This is a genomic window from Streptomyces sp. SM10 (assembly GCF_002910915.1).
Taxonomy (GTDB): Bacteria; Actinomycetota; Actinomycetes; order Streptomycetales; family Streptomycetaceae; genus Streptomyces.
Genome location: NZ_NEUF01000103.1, coordinates 25207 through 46923, shown reverse-complemented (window position 1 = coordinate 46923; position 21717 = coordinate 25207). Strand labels below are relative to the sequence as shown.

Sequence of the window (21717 nt, the reverse complement as noted above, 5' to 3'; positions counted from 1 at the left end):
TCCAGCGTACGTCGCCGCCCCGGGCCACCCTCTCCCGAGCCCCCGGCCCGCCCGCCCGGGCCCTCAGAGGCCCAGCAGCTCCCCGTGGGCGATGCGCACACCGCGGGCCCAGTCGGCGGCCCGCATCGGCTTCTTGCCCTGGGGCTGGACCCAGAGGAGCTCCACGGCGTGCGAGCCGGTGCCGACGTACACGTTGTTCTTGCCTGCGGACAGCTCGCCCGGGGCGAGATCGGTGCGGTCCACGACGGGCGTGGCCTGGACGAGCTTGAGACGTTCCCCGCGGAAGAGGGTCCACGCTCCCGGGGCGGGGGTGCAGCCGCGCACCACCCGGTCGACCCGGAGCGCGGGCGCGGACCACTGCACCTGGGCGTCCTCGACGGTGAGCTTGGGGGCGAGGGTGACGCCCTCGGGCGGCTGCGGCACGGCGTGCAGGGTGCCGTCCTCGATGCCGTCCATGGTCGCCGCGAGCAGCCCGGCGCCGGCGAAGGCGAGCCGGGTGAGCAGGTCTCCGCTGGTGTCGGTGGGCCGGACCTCCTCGGTCAGGACGCCGTACACCGGTCCGGAGTCCAGGCCCTCCTCGATCAGAAAGGTCGACGCGCCGGTGACCTCGTCGCCGGCCATCACCGCGTGCTGCACGGGTGCGGCCCCGCGCCAGGCGGGCAGCAGCGAGAAGTGCAGATTGACCCAGCCCCTGGCCGGCACGTCCAGCGCGGTTCCGGGCAGCAGCGCGCCGTAGGCGACCACCGGGCAGCAGTCGGGGGCGATCTCCCGCAGCCGCGCCAGGAAGTCCTCGTCCCGCGGCCTCGCGGGCTTGAGCACCTCGATGCCCGCCTCCTCGGCGCGCTCGGCCACGGGGCTGGCCACCAGCCGGCGTCCGCGCCCGGCCGGTGCGTCGGGGCGGGTCACCACGGCCGCCACCTCGTGGCGGTCGGAGGCGATCAGGGCGTCCAGAGCGGGAACGGCGACCTCGGGGGTGCCTGCGAAGACGAGCTTCATGGGTGGCGGACTGCCTCTCGGGCCGGAACGTACGTGGCGAGCAGCACACCAGTCTAGGGGGTGCCGGGGGCCGGGTCCGGGCGCGCCCGGACCCGGCGGGCAGGGGGCGTACGCAGGCCCGTGCGCCCCGCGCACATGCACATACGCCCCTATTGCGTGACCACATGGCCGGGTGAGGCGTTGGTCAAGTGAGATTGACCGAAGTGGGCCGCCGCCGCGCGGTCCGATCCCTTTCAACGCCGGTTCGAGAGGCTTGTTCATGGCCGACCACGCAACCCACGACGCCCAAGCGCGTGCCAGTCTGCACCTGTTGGTGCGGGACATCGAGCGGGTCCGGCGGCAGGTGGACGCTCTGCGTACGCTCACCGCACAGCTGGGCAACGTCTACCGCCCCCGCCGCTCCGGCCCCTCCGCGGGCTTCGTCGTCTACGGCAGGGCGCCGGCCCCGACTGTACGGCTGGCCCAGGAACTGCGGGACAGTGTCGAGACTCTGGTCACGGCGGCGGTGGACTTCGACCGCTCGCTGGGCTTCTCGTGGGACGCGGTGGGCTCCGCCCTCGGAGTCACCAAGCAGGCGGTGCACCGCCGTTACGGCGCGCGCCGCGCCACCCCGCAGCCGGGGGCCGCGGAGGGCGCTCCGGAGGCCGTGAACCGTGCGGTGCCCGCCGCACCGGGCTCCTCCCCCGCCGCCCCCGCGGTGCCGGCGGCCCGCTCGATGCCGCCGCAGCCCTCGGACCGCCCCGGCGCCTTCCCGGGTCCGCGCAACGGCTGAGGCGGCCGTCGACGAGCCGGCCGCGGTCCGGCGACCGAGGACGCGCGGCCGCCGGACGGGCCGGGCCCCCGGTGGCCCCCTGTACCCACGGAAAGCCCGGTCACCCGCTCGTCCGGACGCCCGGTCGCCTGGACCACGACGTCAGCCGATGTCCGGCGGATCGATCCTGATCCGCACGGGATCCCCCGTGCCCCGGGCCGTCCGTGCCGCCTGAGCGGCCTTCAACGCCGCCGCCAGTGCCGCCCCCCGCCCCGGCGGGACCCTGACCAGCGCCCGCTCCCAGGTCTCCCCGGACGGGGCGTCGCCCTGTCTGCGGGGCCTGCCGGTGCCGGCGCCCGGCACCGGCACCGGCCCGAGCACCTCCGCCTCCGGCGGCAGCTCCGCACCGGCGAGATACGCGGCCACCGCCTCCGGCGGTCCGGTCACCGACGCCATCCGGGACACCGGCGGGAAGCCGAGCTCCGCGCGTTCCGCGAGCTCGCGGCGGGCGTGTCCGACCGGGTCCCAGCGGACCAGCGCCTGCACGGGCCGCAGGGTCGGCTCGGCCACGATCACGACCGTGCCGCCCTCCGGCTGCCCCCGCACCAGCGCGGCGGCCGCCGTCCAGCGCCGCAGCGCCTCCTCGCCCGCCCGCAGGTCGGGCCGGCCGACCATCGCCCAGCCGTCCAGAAGCAGCGCCGCCGCATAGCCGCCCTCGGCCACCGGCTCCGCCCCGGGCGTACTGACGACGAGGGCGGGCTGGTCCGGCACGGAGTCCAGCACGTGGTCCCGTCCGGACGTCCGCACCGCCACCGCGGGAAACGCCCGCCCCAGCTCCTCGGCGGTCCTGCGGGCCCCGACGATCTGCGCCCGCAGCCGCACACCCCCGCAGGCCGTACAGCTCCAGGCCGTCTCCGCCCGCCCGCACCAGGCGCAGTCGAGATCCCGCTGGTCCGGGGCCTGCAGAGGTCCCGCGCAATGCCGGCACCGCGCGGGTTCGCGGCAGCGTTCGCAGGCCAGCCGGGGGGCGTACCCCCGGCGGGGCACCTGGACGAGCACGGGACCGCTGCGCAGCCCGTCCCGTACGGTCTGCCAGGCCAGGCTGGGCAGCCGCGCCGAGCGGGCCGCACCGTCCCGCGCGAGCTCGGCGTCGCCCACCGTACGCACGAGGGGGGCGGCGATACGCAGCTGGTCCCGGTCGGCGCGCAGGGGCAGGGCCCAGCCGCTCTCGACGAGCTGGGCGGCCTCCACCGTGCAGCTCGTCCCGCCCAGCAGGAACGCGCAGCGGCCGTGCGCCGCCCGCAGCTCCAGGACCTCCCTGACGTGCGGGAAGGGGGCGTTGTCGTCGCTGTGACTGGAGTCCCCGTCGTCCCAGAGCACGACCAGGCCCAGGTCGGCGACCGGGGCGAACATCGCGGCCCTGGTCCCGACGACCGCACGCACGGAGCCGCGCCGGACCGCCAGCCACTGCCGGTAGCGCTTCTCCGGCCCCGAGTCGGCGGTCAGCAGGGCGTGGCGCCCCTCCCCAAGGACAGCGGTGAGAGCGGCGTCGACCCGCCCCGCGCTCCGGCCGTCCGGCACGACGACAAGCGCCCCCCGGCCCGAGGCGAGGGTCGCGGCCATGGCACGGGCGATCTCCGCGGGCCAGTGCGGTCCGGGCAGCGCCGTCCACACGGCCCGGGGCGCCCCGCCCTCGGCGAGGGCCCGCAGGAAGCCGGGGCCCTGGGCATAGCGCTCCCAGGTCCCGGGATCCGGGGCGGGGGGTGGCGGCAGGGGCCCGGGCGAGGGCTTGCCCTCCGCACGGCCGTTACGGGGCGGCACGGCGAGCTGCAGGACGTCCGCGAGGCTGCCGGCGTAGCGGTCGGCGACGGCGCGTGAGAGCTCCAGCAGCTCCGGCCCGAGGACCGGCTCGGGTGAGACGACGTAGGCGAGGGCCGCGAGGGCGCCCTGGTAGTCGGAGGTGGCGCGACGCTCGATCAGGAAGCCGTCGATCAGCCCTCCGCCCTCGCGCCGCCCGCCGCGGACCTGTCGGCCCCCGGCCCCGAAGCGCACCCGGACCCGGACGCCGGGCTGTGCGTCGGCGTCGAGCTCCTCGGGAACGGCGTAGTCGAAGTACTGGTCGAGATGGAGCGCGCCCTTGTTCACCAGGACGCGGGCGACCGGCAGCTCCTCGGCGAGCGCGGCGCCCCGCCAGGTCCGCGGCTTGGCGCGCGGCACCTTGGCCCGGCGCACCGTCTCCCGGATGAGCGCAAGCTGCTCCGGTGCCCCGGACCCGGGCTCGTCGGACCGCTCGTCGTCGCTGCTCACAGCCACCTTCCTACCAGACACCACGGACACGGCCCGGCCGTCGGGAGCAGCCGGACACGCCGGGGCCCGGACACCTCGTGCGGTGTCCGGGCCCCGGCGTGATGGAGAGCGGGCGGTGCTAGAGCCCCGCCGCCTCGCGCAGCGCGTCCACGCGGTCGGTGCGCTCCCAGGTGAAGTCGGGAAGCTCACGGCCGAAGTGTCCGTAGGCCGCCGTCTGGGCGTAGATCGGACGGAGCAGGTCGAGGTCGCGGATGATCGCGGCCGGGCGGAGGTCGAAGACCTCACCGATGGCGTGCTCGATCTTCTCCGTGTCGACCGCCGCGGTGCCGAAGGTCTCGACGAACAGACCCACCGGCTCGGCCTTGCCGATCGCGTAGGCGACCTGGACCTCGCAGCGGGCGGCGAGACCGGCCGCCACGACGTTCTTGGCGACCCAGCGCATGGCGTAGGCGGCCGAGCGGTCGACCTTGGACGGGTCCTTGCCGGAGAACGCGCCGCCACCGTGGCGGGCCATGCCGCCGTAGGTGTCGATGATGATCTTGCGGCCGGTGAGGCCGGCGTCGCCCATCGGTCCGCCGATCTCGAAGCGCCCGGTCGGGTTCACCAGCAGGCGGTAGCCCTCGGTGTCCAGCTTGATGCCGTCCTCGATGAGCTGGTTGAGGACGTGCTCGACGACGAACTCGCGGATGTCGGGTGCGAGCAGCGAGTCCAGGTCGATGTCGGAGGCGTGCTGCGAGGAGACGACGACCGTGTCGAGACGGACGGCCTTGTCACCGTCGTACTCGATGGTGACCTGGGTCTTGCCGTCGGGGCGCAGGTACGGGATGGTCCCGTTCTTGCGGACCTCGGAGAGCCGGCGGGAGAGCCGGTGCGCCAGGTAGATCGGCAGCGGCATGAGCTCGGGCGTCTCGTCGCAGGCGTAGCCGAACATCAGCCCCTGGTCGCCCGCGCCCTGCTTGTCGAGCTCGTCCTCCTCTTCCCTTCGGGAGGCACCCTCGACGCGCTTCTCGTACGCCGTGTCGACGCCCTGCGCGATGTCCGGGGACTGCGCCCCGATGGACACCGAGACGCCGCAGGAGGCTCCGTCGAAGCCCTTCTTGGAGGAGTCGTAGCCGATCTCCAGCACCTTGTTGCGCACGAGGTTGGGGATGTCGGCGTAGGCCTTGGTCGTGACCTCACCCGCGACATGCACCAGACCGGTGGTGATCAAGGTCTCGACGGCGACGCGCGAGGAGGGGTCCTCACGCAGGAGCGCGTCGAGAATCGTGTCGCTGATCTGGTCAGCGATCTTGTCGGGGTGGCCCTCGGTAACGGACTCCGAGGTGAAGAGACGGCGGGACACATCGCTCCCTGGGGTTGCAGCGGCTGCTGGCTGATCATTGATGGAACTCCGGGAGCTGCGCCCGGCACATTCCGTCGACCAGTTTATCGGTCGCTTCCGGTGTTTGGGTCACGCGTCTCGCCCCTTGGGAGGTCTGTGACCTGCGGCACTGTTGACTGCGGTACGACAATCCCTCCTTCCGGGTGCGGGACCGAGCCGATTACCGTGGGTTCCTTCCCGACGGAACGGCGCTTACGCAATCTAACGGAAACGCGCCCCGACCAGGTCCCATACCGTGTCGGCAAGCGCTTCCTTGGGTCCGTACGGCACAGCGGTCTCGGCGCCGTCGGCCCCGAGCACGACCGCCTCGTTCTCCTCGGAGCCGAAGGTCTTGCGCTCCCCCACCTCGTTCACGACGAGGAGGTCGCAGCCCTTCCGGCGGAGCTTCTCGCGGCCGTTGGCGAGGACGTCGTCGGTCTCGGCGGCGAATCCGACGACGAGCTGCCCCGGCCGGGCGCGGTCCGCGGCGACCTCGGCGAGGATGTCGGGGTTGCGGACGAGCTCGACGGGGGGCTGTTCCTGCCCGTCCCTCTTCTTGATCTTCCCCGTCGCGTAGGCGGCCGGACGGAAGTCGGCGACCGCCGCGGCCATCACGACCACATCGGCGTCGGCCGCCGCCTTCAGGACCGCCTCGCGGAGCTGCACGGCGGTCCCCACGCGCAGGACGTCGGCTCCCGCGGGGTCGGGGAGCCCCGTGTTGGCCTCGATCAGCGTCACCCGGGCGCCCCGGGCGACGGCCGTACGGGCGAGGGCGTATCCCTGCTTGCCCGAGGACCGGTTCCCCAGGTAGCGGACCGGGTCGAGCGGCTCGCGGGTGCCGCCCGCACTGATCACCACGTGACGGCCGGCGAGGTCCGGGGCGACGGGGCCGCGGGCCAGGACGCGGCGGCAGACCTCGAAGATCTCCCCGGGGTCGGGCAGCCGGCCCTTGCCGGTGTCCACGCCGGTGAGCCTGCCGACGGCGGGCTCGATGACGACCGCGCCGCGACGGCGCAGGGTGGCGACGTTCTCCTGGGTGGCGGGGTGCTCCCACATCTCGGTGTGCATCGCGGGGGCGAAGACGACCGGACAGCGCGCGGTGAGCAGGGTGTTGGTGAGGAGGTCGTCGGCGAGGCCGTGCGCGGCCCTGGCGAGCATGTCGGCGGTGGCGGGAGCGACCACGACGAGGTCGGCCGCCTGGCCGATCCGCACGTGCGGCACCTCGTGCACGCTCTCCCAGACCTCGGTCGACACGGGGTTGCCGGAGAGGGCCGACCAGGTGGCCGCCCCGACGAAGTTCAGCGACGCCTCGGTCGGCACGACCCGCACGTCGTGGCCGGACTCCGTCAGCCTCCGCAGAAGTTCGCACGCCTTGTACGCGGCGATGCCCCCGCTGACCCCCAGGACGACCTTCGGCTTCTCCACTGCGTCTCCCCGCACTCGTGTCCGTGCGCACTCGCGTGCGGCCTCATGACGTACGGACTCCATGCTGCCTCACCGCACCGGGCTCCCGGCGGCGGGTCCGGCTCCGGGCACACCGCAGGCCCGGCGGATACCGACCGCCGGGCCTGTGGTGAAGGTGCGATTCCTGCGTGACGCCCGCTTACTGCGCGGGGCCCTCGATGGCCTCGGAGGTCAGCAGGCCCGCGTTGATCTCGCGGAGCGCGATCGAGAGCGGCTTCTCGTGCACGTGGGTGTCGACGAGCGGACCGACGTACTCGAGGAGGCCTTCACCGAGCTGCGAGTAGTACGCGTTGATCTGGCGCGCGCGCTTGGCGGCGTAGATCACAAGGCTGTACTTCGAGTCGGTGGCCTCAAGGAGCTCATCAATCGGCGGGTTGATGATGCCCTCGGGCGTGGTGATGGAAGAGGACACTCTCTGCCTTCCGAAGGGGATAGAGATCAAAGAGATCTTTGATCATGCTGGTTCCGCAGTGGTGATGCTCTGCGTCCGCGGGCCGGCGGGGGGACCGTGAGGTCAGCCGTCCGTACCGTGGAGGCCGGAAGCCTGCAGCATCAACGTTAGCAGCTCGCGCGCCACGTCCTCGACGGAGGTGTTGACGAGCGTCGTATCGAACTCGGCCTCGGCGGCCAGTTCGACCTTCGCCGCCGCGAGCCGGCGCTCGATCACGTCGGGCGCCTCCGTGCCCCGGCCGGTGAGCCGGCGCACCAGCTCCTCCCAGCCGGGCGGAGCGAGGAAGACGAGCTGCGCCTCGGGCATCGACTGGCGGACCAGCCGGGCGCCCTGCAGATCGATCTCCAGCAGGACGGGTTCGCCCGCCTCCAGGCGGTCGAGCACGGCCCGGCGGGGCGTGCCGTAACGGTTGCCGGCGAACTCGGCCCACTCCAGCAGCTCGCCGTTGGCGACCAGCTTGTCGAATTCCTCGTCCTCGACGAAGAAGTAGTGGACACCGTTGCGTTCGCCGGGGCGCGGCTTGCGGGTCGTCGCCGACACCGAGAGCCACACCTCGGGGTGAACTGTGCGCATATGAGCGACGACCGTGCTCTTGCCGACCCCCGAGGGGCCGGAGAGCACGGTCAGCCGCGGACGTGCGTCCGGGGGTACGGGGGACGTCCCCCGGGATGTTGCAGCCATGGGGCGATTATCCCCGCTCTCAGGAGTGCCTGAGAACGTCAGGCGGCGCTGCCGCCGAACTCACGCTCCAGGGATGCGATCTGGTTGGAGCCAAGACCCCGGACACGGCGGCTCTCGGAGATGCCGAGACGCTCCATGATCTGCTTGGCGCGGACCTTGCCCACGCCCGGCAGGGACTCGAGAAGAGCGGAGACCTTCATCTTGCCGATGACGTCGTTCTCCTGGCCCTGCTTGATGACCTCGTGGAGCGAGGCGCCGGAGTGCTTGAGTCGATTCTTGACCTCGGCCCGCTCCCGGCGAGCCGCGGCGGCCTTTTCGAGCGCGGCTGCGCGCTGTTCAGGGGTAAGGGGCGGAAGAGCCACGCCTACGTCACCTCGGATGTCGATCTGTCGGATACGGACCGGCGGGGAACCTGGAGGCTCCCCACCTGGTGAGCAACGAACAACGTGTACTCGTTGGCTCTCGACGGAGACTAGCGGGCTGGACCGCCCGAGTCAGCGAGAACAGCGGAAAAGTCCTGGTCAGCCTCGATCTAGACGGACATATCGGCCATAACAACCCGGAATTCTGGTCAGGATTCCACCAACAGGCTGTTACGTGGGATGGTCAGCTACCCGAGACGGCCGTACGGACCTCGTCCGCGAACCTCCCGGCCGCTTCGCGCAGCCCTGACGCGTCCGGTCCGTGGCGCAGAACACCCCGGCTCACGCTCGGCACGACGTTGCCCACGGCGGCGCCGAAGACGCGGGGCAGATCCGCGGGGGTGGCGCCCTGGGCGCCGATGCCGGGAGCGAGCAGCGGACCGTTGATCGACAGATCGGCGCCCGCGTCCCCGAGCGTCGCGCCGACCACCGCGCCGACGGAGCCGAGGGGCGTCGCGCCGGCGTTCTCGGCGGCCATGTGGTCGAGCATCAGCTGTGCCAGCGAGCGCCCGTCCGCGGCGGTGGCGCGCTGGACCTCGGCGCCCTCCGGGTTGGAGGTGAGGGCGAGCACGAAGACACCCGCGCCGGAGACGGCGGCCGCGTCGAGCGCCGGCCGCAGGGAGCCGAAGCCGAGGTACGGCGAGACGGTGACCGCGTCCGAGAAGAGCGGCGAGTCCGTGTCCAGGTAGGTGGCCGCGTAGGCCCCCATCGTGGAGCCGATGTCCCCGCGCTTGGCGTCCATGAGCACGAGGGCCCCTGCCGCGCGGGCCTCTTCGACGGCCTTCTCCAGGACGGCGACGCCCCGCGACCCGAAGCGTTCGAAGAAGGCGGACTGCGGCTTGAGCACGGCGACCCGGTCGGCCAGCGCCTCGACGACCGTACGCGTGAAGCGCTCGAGGCCGGCGACGTCGTCGCTCAGGCCCCAGGAGGCCAGCAGGGAGGCGTGCGGGTCGATGCCGACACAGAGCGGCCCGCGGGTGTCCATGGCGTGGCGCAGGCGGGCGCCGAAGGGTTCGGGAGTCACTGCACGGCCTTCCGTGTCGAGGCGCCGACGGCTTCGGCGAGGGTGGCGTACGGGGAGGTGGCCAGGCGTGCGGCCAGGCCCTCGTGGATCGCGCGGGCGTAGAAGGGGCCCTCGTAGATGAGGGCGCTGTAGCCCTGGACGAGCGTGGCACCGGCGAGGATGCGCTGCCAGGCGTCCTCGGCGTTCTCGACGCCCCCGACGCCCACCAGGGTGATCCGGGTCCCCACGCGGGCGTACAGGCGGCTCAGGACCTCCAGGGAGCGCTCCTTGAGGGGCGCTCCGGAGAGTCCGCCGGTCTCCTGGACCAGGGACGGGTCGGACCTCAGGCCCAGGCCGTCGCGGGCGATGGTGGTGTTGGTGGCGATGATGCCGTCCAGGCCGAGGTCGACGGCGAGGTCGGCGACCGCGTCGACGTCCTCGTCCGCGAGGTCCGGGGCGATCTTGACGAGCAGCGGGACCCGCCGGCCGGTGACGGTGCGGTCGGCGGCCTCGCGCACCGCGGTGAGCAGCGGGCGGAGCGACTCGGTGGCCTGGAGGTCGCGCAGGCCTGGCGTGTTGGGCGAGGAGACGTTCACGACGAGGTAGTCGGCGTGGGCGGCGAGCCGCTCGGTGGACTTCACGTAGTCGCCCACGGCCTCGGCCTCGGGGACGGCCTTGGTCTTGCCGATGTTGACCCCGACGGTCGTGCGGAAGACCGGGGTGCGGGCGGCGAGGCGCTCGGCCACGGCCGCGGAGCCCTCGTTGTTGAAGCCCATGCGGTTGATCAGCGCCCGGTCCGCGACGAGGCGGAACATCCGCTTCTTCGGGTTTCCGGGCTGGGGCTCCCCGGTGACGGTGCCGATCTCGATGTGGTCGAAGCCGAGCATCGACATGCCGTCGATCGCGACGGCGTTCTTGTCGAAGCCGGCGGCGAGGCCGAAGGGGCCGTGCATCCGCAGGCCGAGGGCCTCGGTGCGCAGCTCCTCGTGGCGGGGGGCGAGCACGGCGGCGACGAAGGTGCGCAGCACGGGGACGCGGGCGGCGAGGCCGATCCACCGGAAGGCCGTGTGGTGGGCCTGCTCCGGGTCCATCCGCTTGAAGACCAGCTGGAAGAAGAGTTTGTACATCACGGTGTCCTCATGAAGAGGGGGACACCGTTTCCGGTGTCCCCCTGTGCTGGCTTGCTAGTCGCGGGCCGCGGTCAGATGTTCCGCGTGTTCCTGGAGGGAACGTACGCCGACCCCTCCGTGGTTGAGCGCGTCGATGCCCTGGACGGCGGCGGCGAGCGCCTGGACCGTGGTGAGGCAGGGCACGGACCGCGCCACGGCCGCGGTGCGGATCTCGTAGCCGTCGAGCCGGCCGCCCGTCCCGTACGGGGTGTTGACGATGAGGTCGACCTCACCGTCGTGGATCAGCTGGACGATGGTCTTCTCGCCGTTCGGGCCCTCGCCCTCGGAGAGCTTGCGCACGACGGTGGCGTTGATCCCGTTGCGCTTGAGGACCTCGGCGGTGCCGGAGGTGGCCATCAGCTCGAAGCCGTGGGCGACCAGCTCGCGGGCCGGGAAGATCATCGTGCGCTTGTCGCGGTTGGCGACCGAGATGAAGGCGCGCCCCTTGGTGGGCAGCGGGCCGTAGGCGCCGGCCTGCGACTTGGCGTACGCCGTGCCGAAGACGGAGTCGATGCCCATGACCTCACCGGTGGAGCGCATCTCCGGGCCGAGGACCGTGTCGACGCCGCGGCCCTGGATGTCGCGGAAGCGCGACCAGGGCATGACGGCCTCCTTGACGGAGATCGGGGCATCCAGCGGCAGGGTGCCGCCGTCGCCCTGCTTCGGCAGCAGGCCCTCCTCGCGCAGCTCCGCGACGGTCGCGCCCAGCGAGATGCGGGCGGCGGCCTTCGCGAGCGGGACCGCGGTCGCCTTCGAGGTGAAGGGGACGGTCCGCGAGGCGCGCGGGTTGGCTTCGAGGACGTAGAGGATGTCGCCGGAGAGGGCGAACTGGATGTTGATCAGTCCGCGTACGCCGACGCCCTTGGCGATGCCCTCGGTGGAGGCCCTCAGCCGCTTGATGTCGTAGCCGCCGAGGGTGATCGGGGGCAGCGCGCAGGCGGAGTCGCCGGAGTGGATGCCGGCCTCCTCGATGTGCTCCATGACGCCGCCGAGGTAGAGCTCGGTGCCGTCGTAGAGCGCGTCGACGTCGATCTCGATGGCGTCGTCGAGGAAGCGGTCGACCAGGACCGGCCGCGTGGGGCTGATCTCGGTGGACTCGGCGATGTACGAGGAGAGGCGCGTCTCGTCGTAGACGATCTCCATGCCCCGGCCGCCGAGCACGTACGACGGGCGGACGAGGACGGGGTAGCCGATCTCGTCGGCGATGGCCTGGGCCTCGTCGAAGGTGGTGGCGGTGCCGTGCTTCGGCGCGGGCAGGCCGGCCTCGGCGAGGACCCGGCCGAAGGCCCCGCGGTCCTCGGCGGCGTGGATCGCCTCCGGGGAGGTGCCGACGACGGGCACACCGTTGTCCTTGAGCGCCTGCGCCAGGCCCAGCGGGGTCTGGCCGCCGAGCTGCACGATGACGCCGGCGATCGGGCCGGCCAGCGACTCGGCGTGCACGATCTCCAGGACGTCCTCGAGGGTGAGCGGCTCGAAGTAGAGCCGGTCGGAGGTGTCGTAGTCGGTGGAGACGGTCTCCGGGTTGCAGTTGACCATCACGGTCTCGTAGCCCGCGTCGCTCAGCGCGAAGGAGGCGTGGACGCAGGAGTAGTCGAACTCGATGCCCTGGCCGATGCGGTTCGGCCCGGAGCCGAGGATGATCACCGCTGGCTTGGTGCGGGGCGCGACCTCGCTCTCCTCGTCGTAGGAGGAGTAGAAGTACGGCGTCTTCGCGGCGAACTCGGCGGCGCAGGTGTCGACCGTCTTGTAGACCGGGCGGATGCCCAGCGCGTGCCGGACCTCGCGTACGACGTCCTCGCGCAGGCCGCGGATCCCGGCGATCTGCGCGTCGGAGAAGCCGTGCCGCTTGGCCTCGGCGAGCAGGTCGGTGTCGAGGCGCTCGGCCGCGGCCAGCTCGTCGGCGATCTCCTTGATCAGGAAGAGCTGGTCGACGAACCAGGGGTCGATCTTCGTGGCGTCGAAGACCTCTTCCTGGGTGGCTCCGGCGCGGATCGCCTGCATGACGGTGTTGATGCGGCCGTCCGTGGGGCGGACCGCCTCGGCGAGGAGCTCCGCCTTGTCGCCCGGCTCGCCGGTAAAGGCGAACTGGGAGCCCTTCTTCTCCAGGGAGCGCAGGGCCTTCTGGAGGGCCTCGGTGAAGTTGCGGCCGATCGCCATGGCCTCGCCCACCGACTTCATGGTGGTGGTGAGGGTGGAGTCGGCGGAGGGGAACTTCTCGAAGGCGAAGCGCGGGGCCTTGACCACGACGTAGTCGAGGGTCGGCTCGAAGGAGGCCGGGGTCTTCTCGGTGATGTCGTTGGGGATCTCGTCGAGCGTGTAGCCGACGGCCAGCTTGGCGGCGATCTTGGCGATCGGGAAGCCGGTGGCCTTCGAGGCGAGCGCCGAGGAGCGGGAGACGCGCGGGTTCATCTCGATCACGATGATCCGGCCGTCGGCCGGGTCGATCGCGAACTGGATGTTGCAGCCGCCGGTGTCGACGCCGACCTCGCGGATGATCGCGATGCCGATGTCGCGCAGCCGCTGGTACTCACGGTCGGTGAGCGTCATCGACGGGGCGACGGTGATGGAGTCGCCGGTGTGGACACCCATCGGGTCGAAGTTCTCGATGGAGCAGACGACGACGACGTTGTCGTGTCTGTCGCGCATCAGCTCGAGCTCGTACTCCTTCCAGCCGAGGATGGACTCCTCCAGGAGCACCTCGGTGGTCGGCGAGAGCGTGAGGCCCTGACCCGCGATGCGGCGCAGCTCCTCCTCGTCGTGGGCGAAGCCGGAGCCGGCGCCGCCCATCGTGAAGGAGGGGCGGACGACGACGGGGTAGCCGCCGAGGGTGTCGACACCGGCGATGACGTCGTCCATCGTGTGGCAGATGACGGAGCGGGCGGACTCGCCGTAGCCGATCCTGGCCTTGACGGCCTCGACGACTCCCTTGAAGAGGTCGCGGTCCTCGCCCTTGTTGATGGCCTCGACGTTGGCGCCGATGAGCTCGACGCCGTACTTCTCCAGGACACCGTTCTCGTGCATGGAGATCGCGGTGTTGAGCGCGGTCTGGCCGCCCAGGGTCGGGAGCAGCGCGTCGGGGCGCTCCTTGGCGATGATCTTCTCGACGAACTCGGGGGTGATCGGCTCGACGTACGTGGCGTCGGCGATCTCCGGGTCGGTCATGATCGTCGCCGGGTTGGAGTTCACCAGGATGACGCGCAGGCCCTCGGCCCTGAGCACGCGGCAGGCCTGGGTGCCGGAGTAGTCGAACTCGGCGGCCTGGCCGATGACGATCGGACCGGAGCCGATGACCATGACGGACTGGATATCGGAGCGCTTAGGCACGCTGGCCCTCCATCAGGGTGACGAAACGGTCGAAGAGGTACGCGGCGTCGTGCGGGCCCGCGGCTGCTTCGGGGTGGTACTGGACGCTGAAGGCCGGCTGGTCGAGCAGCTGCAGCCCTTCGACGACCTGGTCGTTCAGGCATACGTGGGAGACCTCGGCGCGGCCGAACTCCGTGTCGGAGACCTTGTCGAGCGGGGCGTCGACGGCGAATCCGTGGTTGTGCGCGGTGACCTCGACCTTGCCGGTCGTGCGGTCCTGCACGGGCTGGTTGATGCCGCGGTGGCCGTACTTCAGCTTGTAGGTGCCGAAGCCGAGCGAGCGGCCCAGGATCTGGTTGCCGAAGCAGATGCCGAAGAGCGGGGTCTTCCGCTCCAGGACACCGCGCATGACGGCGACCGGGTGGTCGGCGGTGGACGGGTCGCCGGGGCCGTTGGAGAAGAAGACTCCGTCGGGCTCGACGGCGTACACGTCCTCCAGGGTGGCGGTGGCAGGCAGGACGTGCACCTCGATGCCGCGCTCGGCCATGCGGTGCGGGGTCATGCCCTTGATGCCGAGGTCGATCGCGGCGACGGTGAACTTCCTGGGGCCGATCGCGGGGACGACGTAGGTCTCCTTGGTGGCGACCTCGGCCGCGAGGTCCGCGCCGCTCATCTCGGGGGCCTGGCGGACCTTGGCGAGGAGCGTGCCCTCGTCCTGGAGGGCGTTCCCGGAGAAGATCCCGACGCGCATGGCGCCGCGCTCACGCAGGTGGCGGGTGAGGGCGCGGGTGTCGATGCCGCTGATGCCGACGACGCCCTGGCTCGTGAGCTCCTCGTCCAGCGAGCGGCGGGAGCGCCAGTTGGAGGGCGTCCGGGCGGGGTCGCGGACGACGTAGCCGGAGACCCAGATCCGCTTCGACTCGGGGTCGTCGTCGTTCACGCCGGTGTTGCCGACGTGCGGGGCCGTCATGACGACGACCTGGCGGTGGTACGAGGGGTCGGTCAGCGTCTCCTGGTAGCCGGTCATGCCGGTGGAGAACACCGCCTCTCCGAAGGTCTCCCCCACGGCCCCGTAGGCGCGGCCGCGGAAGGAGCGGCCGTCCTCCAGTACGAGTACGGCGGGAGCTTTTCCTGCTCCCCGGGTGGAGATCGTCATCGTGCGGTGCCTTCCGTCGTGCTGGTGAGGTGGGTGCCGGCTGTACCGGTGAGGTGGGTGACGGCGTCGACCCACGCCTGGTGCTCGGCCGCGTGGTCGGAGCGGAATCCCGAGTCGATCAGCGTTCCGCCGTGCTCCCAGGTGACGACCAGCAGGCCGCCCTCGGGCAGGACCTTGCCGGCGAGTGCCTTGTCGAGCCTGGCCTCGCGCAGGGCGGCGGCCGGTACGAAGAAGTCGGCCGCCCCGGGGCGTACGACGTCCAGGCCCTGTGCGGTGAGCGTCAGCTCGACCCGGCTGCGGGTGCCGAGGCCGTGCGCCACGATCCGGTCGAGCCACTGCCCGGCGGTCGTGGAGGCGTGGTAGCGGCCGGTGAGGGTGAGGACCTTCTCCCCGTCCGCGAATCCTTCGGGGGTGCTCGCGAGCTCGGGGAGACCGGACTGCAGCCTGCCGCGCCACTTCCATCCCTGGCGCATCAGCCAGTAGACGAACGCGATGAACAGGGCCAGTCCGATGACCCAGCTGATGCGGGCCGACCAGTCCGTCACCTCGGCCGACTTCTGCTCGGCGGCGAGTCGGAGGAGGGGGTTGAGTGTTGTCACGCGAGCTTCCCGTCGACGACCGTGGCACGGCCCCGCAGGAAGGTGTGGGTCACTCGGCCGGGCAGCTCGCGACCCTCGTACGGAGTGTTGCGGCTGCGGGAGGCGAAGCCCGCGGGGTCCACGGCCCCACGGTATGCCGGATCGACCAGGGTGAGGTTGGCGGGCTCACCCGCCGAGACGGGTCGGCCGTGTCCTTCGAGCCTGCCGATGGCCGCGGGACGCATCGACATGCGGTCGGCGACGCCCGCCCAGTCGAGGAGTCCGGTGTCCACCATCGTCTGCTGGACCACGGAGAGCGCGGTCTCCAGGCCCACCATGCCCATGGCCGCGGCGGCCCACTCGCAGTCCTTGTCCTCGTGCGGGTGCGGGGCGTGGTCGGTGGCCACGCAGTCGATGGTGCCGTCGGCGAGGGCCTCGCGCAGGGCCATGACGTCGGCCTCGGTGCGCAGCGGCGGGTTCACCTTGTAGACGGGGTTGTAGGTCCGTACGAGTTCGTCGGTGAGCAGCAGGTGGTGCGGCGTGACCTCGGCGGTGACGTTCCAGCCCTTGGACTTGGCCCAGCGGACGATCTCCACGGAACCGGCCGTCGACAGGTGGCAGATGTGCACCCGGGAGCCGACGTGGGCGGCGAGGAGGACGTCGCGGGCGATGATCGACTCCTCGGCGACGGCGGGCCAGCCGCCGAGCCCGAGCTCGGCGGAGACGATGCCCTCGTTCATCTGGGCGCCCTCGGTGAGGCGGGGCTCCTGGGCGTGCTGGGCGACGACGCCGTCGAAGGCCTTCACGTACTCCAGTGCGCGGCGCATGATCACGGCGTCGTCGACGCACTTGCCGTCGTCGGAGAAGACCTTCACGCCGGCGGCGGAGTCGTGCATGGCTCCGAGCTCGGCGAGCTGCTTGCCCTCCAGGCCGACGGTGACGGCGCCGACGGGCTGGACGTCGCAGTAGCCGGACTCCTTGCCGAGGCGCCAGACCTGCTCGACGACACCGGCGGTGTCGGCGACGGGGAAGGTGTTGGCCATGGCGTGGACGGCGGTGAAGCCGCCGACCGCCGCCGCCTTGGTGCCGGTGAGGACCGTCTCGGAGTCCTCGCGCCCGGGCTCGCGCAGGTGGGTGTGGAGGTCGACGAGGCCGGGCAGCAGGATCTGGCCGGCCGCCTCGATGACGGTGGCGTCGCCCGCCTCGATGCCGGTGCCGGTCTCCACGATCGTCTCGCCGTCGATGAGGACGTCCGCCGGCTCACCACCGAGGACCTTCGCACCGCGGATCAGGATCTTGCTCATGGTCACTTGTTCTCCTCGGTACGGGCGGAGGCGGAGGGCAGGGCGGTCTCGGAACCGCCGAGCAGCAGGTACAGGACGGCCATGCGGGTGGATACGCCGTTGGCGACCTGCTCGACGGCGGTGCAGCGGTCGGAGTCGGCGACCTCGGCCGTGATCTCCATGCCGCGGACCATCGGGCCGGGGTGCATCACGATGGCGTGCTCGGGCATCTTCGCCATGCGTTCGCCGTCGAGGCCGTAGCGGCGGGAGTACTCGCGCTCGGTCGGGAAGTAGGCGGCGTTCATCCGTTCGCGCTGCACACGGAGCATCATGACCGCGTCCGACTTCGGGAGCACGTCGTCGAGGCGGTAGCTGACGTCGCAGGGCCACTGCTCGACGCCGACGGGCACGAGGGTGGGCGGGGCCACCAAGGTGACCTGCGCCCCGAGGGTGTGCAGCAGGTGGACGTTGGAGCGGGCGACGCGGCTGTGCAGGATGTCGCCGACGATCGTGATTCGGCGCCCTTCGAGGTCCCGGCCGATACCCGCGTCGTGCCCGACCAGCCTGCGGCGCATCGTGAACGCGTCCAGCAGCGCCTGGGTGGGGTGCTCGTGCGTGCCGTCACCGGCGTTGACGACCGCGCTGTCGATCCAGCCGGAGGTGGCGAGGCGGTACGGGGCTCCGGAGGCGCCGTGCCGGATGACGACGGCGTCGGCGCCCATGGCCTCCAGGGTCAGGGCGGTGTCCTTGAGCGACTCGCCCTTGGAGACGGACGAACCCTTCGCGGAGAAGTTGATGACGTCCGCGGAGAGGCGCTTCGCGGCGGCCTCGAACGAGATCCTCGTACGGGTCGAGTCCTCGAAGAACAGGTTGACGACCGTTCGTCCACGCAGTGTGGGGAGCTTCTTGATCGGCCGGTCCGCGACCCGGGCCATCTCCTCGGCGGTGTCGAGGATCAGGACGGCGTCGTCGCGGGTGAGGTCTGCGGCCGAGATGAGGTGACGGGGGGTCCGGGGGTTGTTCCCGGGAGGGCGCAGCATCTGGGATCTCCGTGAAGGGTGGAGGAATCAGGCAGGCGGGCGTGCCGGAGCAGCCGTGCGGCCGCCGGTGGGACGCACGGGAGGGGACTCTGCTACTGCTCGCCTGCCGGGACGGTCTGCTTGACGCCGAGCAGCACGGCGTCGCGGCCGTCCTCCTCGGCGAGCTGGACCCTGACCGTCTCCCGCAGCGACGTGGGGAGGTTCTTGCCGACGTAGTCGGCGCGGATCGGGAGTTCGCGGTGGCCCCGGTCGACGAGGACCGCGAGCTGTACGGCACGGGGCCGGCCGATGTCGCCGAGCGCGTCGAGTGCGGCCCGGATCGTGCGGCCGGAGAAGAGCACGTCGTCGACGAGCACGACGAGGCGGTCCTCGATGCCCTCACCGGGGATCTCGGTGCGTGCCAGGGCGCGCGCCGGGTGCATCCGGAGGTCGTCGCGGTACATCGTGATGTCGAGTGACCCGACCGGCGTCTTCCGGCCGGTGATCTCTTCGAGTTTTCCGGCGAGCCTGTCGGCGAGGAAGACCCCTCGCGTGGGGATGCCGAGGAGCACCACGTCGTCGGCGCCCTTGGCGCGTTCGACGATCTCGTGGGCGATCCGGGTCAGTGCCCGGGCGATGTCGGGAGCCTCGAGAACGGGGCGTGCCGCATTGCCGGTGTGGTCATGCTGTGCGTCCATAAGAAACGGACCTCCTTCTCCGCCTCACTGGACGGACGTTAAAGGACGTCGAAATTGCGTCATCCACGTTACCAGGGCTTGTGCGAGACCCTGGCCCCGCCCCCAGGAGGTGGCAGCCCGGACCTTTCGGCTTGACGCAGCCAAGTAACGCTGCGTAACCTCACAGTGAGTTACCAGCCACGCGGCCCAGCCGCAATGTTCCAGCGTCCGGGGAGCCTTATGTCCAGCGAATACGCAAAGCAGCTCGGGGCCAAGCTCCGCGCCATCCGCACCCAGCAGGGCCTCTCCCTCCACGGCGTGGAGGAGAAGTCGCAGGGCCGCTGGAAGGCCGTCGTGGTCGGTTCCTACGAGCGCGGCGACCGCGCCGTGACCGTGCAGCGCCTTGCCGAGCTGGCCGACTTCTACGGCGTCCCGGTGCAGGAGCTCCTGCCGGGCACGACCCCCGGCGGTGCCGCCGAGCCGCCGCCGAAGCTGGTCCTCGACCTCGAGCGCCTCGCCCATGTGCCGCCGGAGAAGGCCGGACCGCTGCAGCGTTACGCGGCGACGATCCAGAGCCAGCGCGGCGACTACAACGGCAAGGTGCTCTCCATCCGCCAGGACGACCTGCGGACGCTGGCCGTGATCTACGACCAGTCGCCGTCCGTGCTCACGGAGCAGCTCATCAGCTGGGGCGTGCTGGACGCCGACGCGCGGCGCGCGGTGGCGCACGACGAGGGCTGAAAGGCCCCGCGAAGAAACGTACCGCCGGGTCGGCGGGGCCCTGAAGGGCCCCGCCGACCCGGCGTTTTCGTCTCCTCCCGGCCTCCGGGTACGCCGAAGGGCCCACGGTCGCATCGACCGTGGGCCCTTCGTTCGGCTCGAAACCGCCCGGGGCTACTGCTCCCGGCGGAGATTCGGCTTGAGGTCCTTGAACCGGGCCAGCAGGCCGTTCACGAAGGTCGGGGAGTCGTCCGTGGAGAACTCCTTGGCGAGCTGCACCGCCTCGTCGATCACGACGGCGTCCGGGGTCGAGTCCATCCAGATCAGCTCGTACGCACCGAGCCGCAGGATGCTCCGGTCGACGACCGGCATGCGGTCGATCTCCCAGTCCACGGCGTAGGTGACGATGAGGTCGTCGATGCGGTCCGCGTACTGCGCGTACCCCTCGACCAGCTCCATCGTGAATTCACCGACCGGCGGCTGACGGTCGTCGGTCCGCGAGAGCCGTACCCAGTCCGCGAGGACCGTCTGCACGGACTCGCCGCGCTGGTCGGCCTCGAAAAGGATCTGGAAGGCGCGCTTGCGGGCCTTGTTCCGGGCAGCCACGGTTAGCTGTTCACCCGGCCGAGGTAGTCGCCCGTACGGGTGTCGACCTTGATCTTCTCGCCGGTGGTGATGAAGAGCGGGACACCGATCTCGTAACCGGTCTCCAGGGTGGCGGGCTTGGTGCCACCGGTGGAGCGGTCGCCCTGGACACCCGGGTCGGTGTGCTGGATGTTCAGCTCGACCGCGGCGGGCAGCTCGACGTAGAGCACCTCGCCCTCGTGCTGCGCGACCGAGGCGGTGAAGCCCTCGATCAGGAAGTTGGCGGCGTTGCCGACTGCCTTGCGGTCGACCATGAGCTGGTCGTACGTGTCCATGTCCATGAAGACGAAGTACTCGCCGTCCATGTACGAGAACTGCATGTCACGGCGGTCGATGGTGGCCGTTTCGACCTTCACGCCGGCGTTGAACGTCTTGTCGACGACCTTGCCGGAGAGCACGTTCTTGAGCTTGGTACGCACGAAGGCCGGGCCCTTGCCGGGCTTGACGTGCTGGAACTCGACGACGGACCAGAGCTGGCCTCCGTCGAGCTTGAGCACCAGGCCGTTCTTGAGGTCGTTCGTGGAAGCCACGGTTGCGGAATCTCCTGGACTGAAAGCTGGTGGACAACCAACGAACGCGCGCTAGAGCGCGAGCAGCTCCTTGGTCGTAATGGTGAGTAGCTCGGGTCCGCCGTCCGCCTCGGGGCGCACGACGAGCGTGTCATCGATCCGGACACCGCCCCGGCCCGGGAGGTGGACCCCCGGTTCGACGGTGACCGGCACACAAGCGTCCAGTTTACCCATGGCTGCCGGTGCCAACTGCGGGTCCTCGTCGATTTCCAGTCCGACCCCGTGCCCGGTGCTCGGCTGGAGGCCGTCCGCGTAGCCCGCGGAGTCCAGGAGATGGCGGGCCGCGCGGTCCACGTCGCGGTAGGCGGCTCCGGGCAGGAGTGCCTCCCGCGCACCCCGCTGAGCGGCGAAAACGAGATCGTAGAGCTCGATCTGCCAGTCCGCCGGACTGGTCCCGATGACGAACGTCCGGCCGATCTCGCAGCGGTATCCGCGGTAGTTCGCACCGAGGCAGACAGAGAGGAAATCGCCTTCCTCGACCCTGCGATCGGTGGGCCGGTGGCGGCCCAGCCCCGAGTGGGGGCCCGTCCCCACCGAGGTGTCGAAGGCCGGGCCGTCCGCGCCGTGGTCCACCAGCCTGCGCTCCAGCTCCAGGGCGAGGTGGCGTTCGGTGCGGCCCACCAGGATGGATTCGAGGAGTTCGCCGAGGGCCTGGTCGGTGATCTCCGCCGCGATCCGCAGGCAGGCGATCTCCTCCTCGTCCTTCACCAGGCGCAGCTGCTCCACCGTGCTTCCGAGGTCACCGAGGCGCAGACGTGGGGCGACGGAACGCATGGCGCGGTGTCGGGCGACCGTCAGGTCGTGCTCCTCGACCGCCAGGGAGTCGGCGTGCAGACCCTCGGCGAGATCCGCCGCCGCGACGACCGGGTCGCCGTCGGCCTCGGGCAGGACGGTCAGCCGCAGCTGCTCGTCGGGACGCCCGTGGGCGGGGTCCCCGGTCGGCGCGTGGGGACAGAGCAGGACGTCCTCGCCGGGGCCGAGCAACAGCACGGCGCCGGGCGGGGCCCCGCCCGCGAGATAGCGGACGTTGGCGGGGCGGGAGACCAGTGCGGCCGCGGATCCGGCGGCGGCATACCGGTCACGCAGCAGCCCGCGTCGGACGGCGTACACCTCTGACATGTCTGCGAGCCTACGAGCGCGGGCGGAGCCCCGCCCGGTCAGCG

At 71.4% G+C, this 21717-nt stretch carries 20 protein-coding genes; 2 read left to right on the top strand and 18 right to left on the bottom strand.

Going from position 1 to position 21717, the window contains the following annotated elements:
• Window positions 1–63: 63 nt before the first annotated feature.
• The gene (fmt, locus tag B9S57_RS16295; protein WP_103516308.1) at window positions 64–996 is read right to left on the bottom strand and encodes a methionyl-tRNA formyltransferase; all 933 of its coding nucleotides are present in this window, start codon (window positions 994–996) and stop codon (window positions 64–66) included.
• A gap of 259 nt (window positions 997–1255) precedes the next feature.
• Between fmt and B9S57_RS16290 the strand changes: the two genes are divergently transcribed.
• Window positions 1256–1768: a hypothetical protein gene (locus B9S57_RS16290; RefSeq protein WP_103516307.1), complete on the top strand. Its 513-nt coding sequence runs from the start codon at window positions 1256–1258 to the stop codon at window positions 1766–1768.
• Window positions 1769–1909: 141 nt separating this feature from the next.
• On the opposite strand, the gene B9S57_RS16285 is transcribed toward B9S57_RS16290, so the two are convergent.
• The 14 genes from B9S57_RS16285 to pyrR form a co-directional block, all read right to left on the bottom strand.
• Window positions 1910–4054 carry a primosomal protein N' gene (locus B9S57_RS16285; RefSeq protein WP_103516306.1) on the bottom strand — a complete coding sequence of 715 codons (2145 nt, stop codon included), beginning with the start codon at window positions 4052–4054 and terminating at the stop codon, window positions 1910–1912.
• Between the two features lie 118 nt (window positions 4055–4172).
• Entirely contained in the window at window positions 4173–5396 is a 1224-nt protein-coding gene (metK, locus tag B9S57_RS16280) for a methionine adenosyltransferase (protein ID WP_103516305.1), read from the bottom strand.
• A gap of 240 nt (window positions 5397–5636) precedes the next feature.
• On the bottom strand, window positions 5637–6839 hold the full coding sequence (coaBC, locus tag B9S57_RS16275; RefSeq protein WP_103516304.1) for a bifunctional phosphopantothenoylcysteine decarboxylase/phosphopantothenate--cysteine ligase CoaBC: 1203 nt from the start codon (window positions 6837–6839) through the stop codon (window positions 5637–5639).
• Window positions 6840–7017: 178 nt separating this feature from the next.
• Complete coding sequence (gene rpoZ, locus B9S57_RS16270; RefSeq protein WP_003970369.1) at window positions 7018–7290, bottom strand: DNA-directed RNA polymerase subunit omega; 273 nt, start codon at window positions 7288–7290, stop codon at window positions 7018–7020.
• Window positions 7291–7392: 102 nt separating this feature from the next.
• Window positions 7393–8010, bottom strand: a complete 618-nt coding sequence (gene gmk / locus B9S57_RS16265) for a guanylate kinase (protein WP_103516303.1) — start codon at window positions 8008–8010, stop codon at window positions 7393–7395.
• Window positions 8011–8048: 38 nt separating this feature from the next.
• Window positions 8049–8372 carry an integration host factor gene (locus B9S57_RS16260; protein ID WP_014157387.1) on the bottom strand — a complete coding sequence of 108 codons (324 nt, stop codon included), beginning with the start codon at window positions 8370–8372 and terminating at the stop codon, window positions 8049–8051.
• A gap of 244 nt (window positions 8373–8616) precedes the next feature.
• Window positions 8617–9456 (bottom strand): orotidine-5'-phosphate decarboxylase, encoded by an 840-nt coding sequence (gene pyrF, locus B9S57_RS16255; protein ID WP_103516302.1) that lies wholly within the window; start codon window positions 9454–9456, stop codon window positions 8617–8619.
• Window positions 9453–10562, bottom strand: coding sequence for a quinone-dependent dihydroorotate dehydrogenase (locus B9S57_RS16250; protein ID WP_103516301.1), 1110 nt, complete (start codon window positions 10560–10562; stop codon window positions 9453–9455). Before B9S57_RS16250 ends, pyrF begins: the two co-directional genes overlap by 4 nt.
• 57 nt (window positions 10563–10619) lie before the next feature.
• Complete coding sequence (gene carB / locus B9S57_RS16245) at window positions 10620–13928, bottom strand: carbamoyl-phosphate synthase large subunit (protein WP_103516300.1); 3309 nt, start codon at window positions 13926–13928, stop codon at window positions 10620–10622.
• Window positions 13921–15063, bottom strand: a complete 1143-nt coding sequence (gene carA / locus B9S57_RS16240) for a glutamine-hydrolyzing carbamoyl-phosphate synthase small subunit (RefSeq protein ID WP_103516299.1) — start codon at window positions 15061–15063, stop codon at window positions 13921–13923. The genes carB and carA overlap by 8 nt, the downstream gene beginning before the upstream one ends.
• Window positions 15060–15662: a hypothetical protein gene (locus B9S57_RS16235; RefSeq protein WP_103516298.1), complete on the bottom strand. Its 603-nt coding sequence runs from the start codon at window positions 15660–15662 to the stop codon at window positions 15060–15062. The genes carA and B9S57_RS16235 overlap by 4 nt, the downstream gene beginning before the upstream one ends.
• On the bottom strand, window positions 15659–16945 hold the full coding sequence (locus B9S57_RS16230) for a dihydroorotase (RefSeq protein WP_103516297.1): 1287 nt from the start codon (window positions 16943–16945) through the stop codon (window positions 15659–15661). The genes B9S57_RS16235 and B9S57_RS16230 overlap by 4 nt, the downstream gene beginning before the upstream one ends.
• Window positions 16946–16947: 2 nt before the next feature.
• Entirely contained in the window at window positions 16948–17964 is a 1017-nt protein-coding gene (locus tag B9S57_RS16225; RefSeq protein ID WP_103516296.1) for an aspartate carbamoyltransferase catalytic subunit, read from the bottom strand.
• A gap of 92 nt (window positions 17965–18056) precedes the next feature.
• The gene (pyrR, locus tag B9S57_RS16220; protein WP_103516295.1) at window positions 18057–18641 is read right to left on the bottom strand and encodes a bifunctional pyr operon transcriptional regulator/uracil phosphoribosyltransferase PyrR; all 585 of its coding nucleotides are present in this window, start codon (window positions 18639–18641) and stop codon (window positions 18057–18059) included.
• Window positions 18642–18860: 219 nt separating this feature from the next.
• Here pyrR and bldD point away from each other — a divergent pair, with 219 nt between their 5' ends.
• Window positions 18861–19361, top strand: coding sequence for a transcriptional regulator BldD (bldD, locus tag B9S57_RS16215; protein ID WP_014157378.1), 501 nt, complete (start codon window positions 18861–18863; stop codon window positions 19359–19361).
• Between the two features lie 153 nt (window positions 19362–19514).
• Here bldD and nusB read toward each other — a convergent pair whose 3' ends face one another.
• The 3 genes from nusB to B9S57_RS16200 are packed head-to-tail and all read right to left on the bottom strand — an operon-like array spanning window position 19515 to window position 21673.
• Window positions 19515–19946: a transcription antitermination factor NusB gene (gene nusB, locus B9S57_RS16210; RefSeq protein ID WP_073751719.1), complete on the bottom strand. Its 432-nt coding sequence runs from the start codon at window positions 19944–19946 to the stop codon at window positions 19515–19517.
• 2 nt (window positions 19947–19948) lie between these two features.
• A complete protein-coding gene (gene efp / locus B9S57_RS16205; RefSeq protein ID WP_015607360.1) occupies window positions 19949–20515 on the bottom strand; it encodes an elongation factor P in 567 nt (188 codons plus the stop codon).
• 51 nt (window positions 20516–20566) lie between these two features.
• On the bottom strand, window positions 20567–21673 hold the full coding sequence (locus tag B9S57_RS16200; RefSeq protein WP_103516294.1) for an aminopeptidase P family protein: 1107 nt from the start codon (window positions 21671–21673) through the stop codon (window positions 20567–20569).
• Between the last annotated feature and the right edge of the window lie 44 nt (window positions 21674–21717).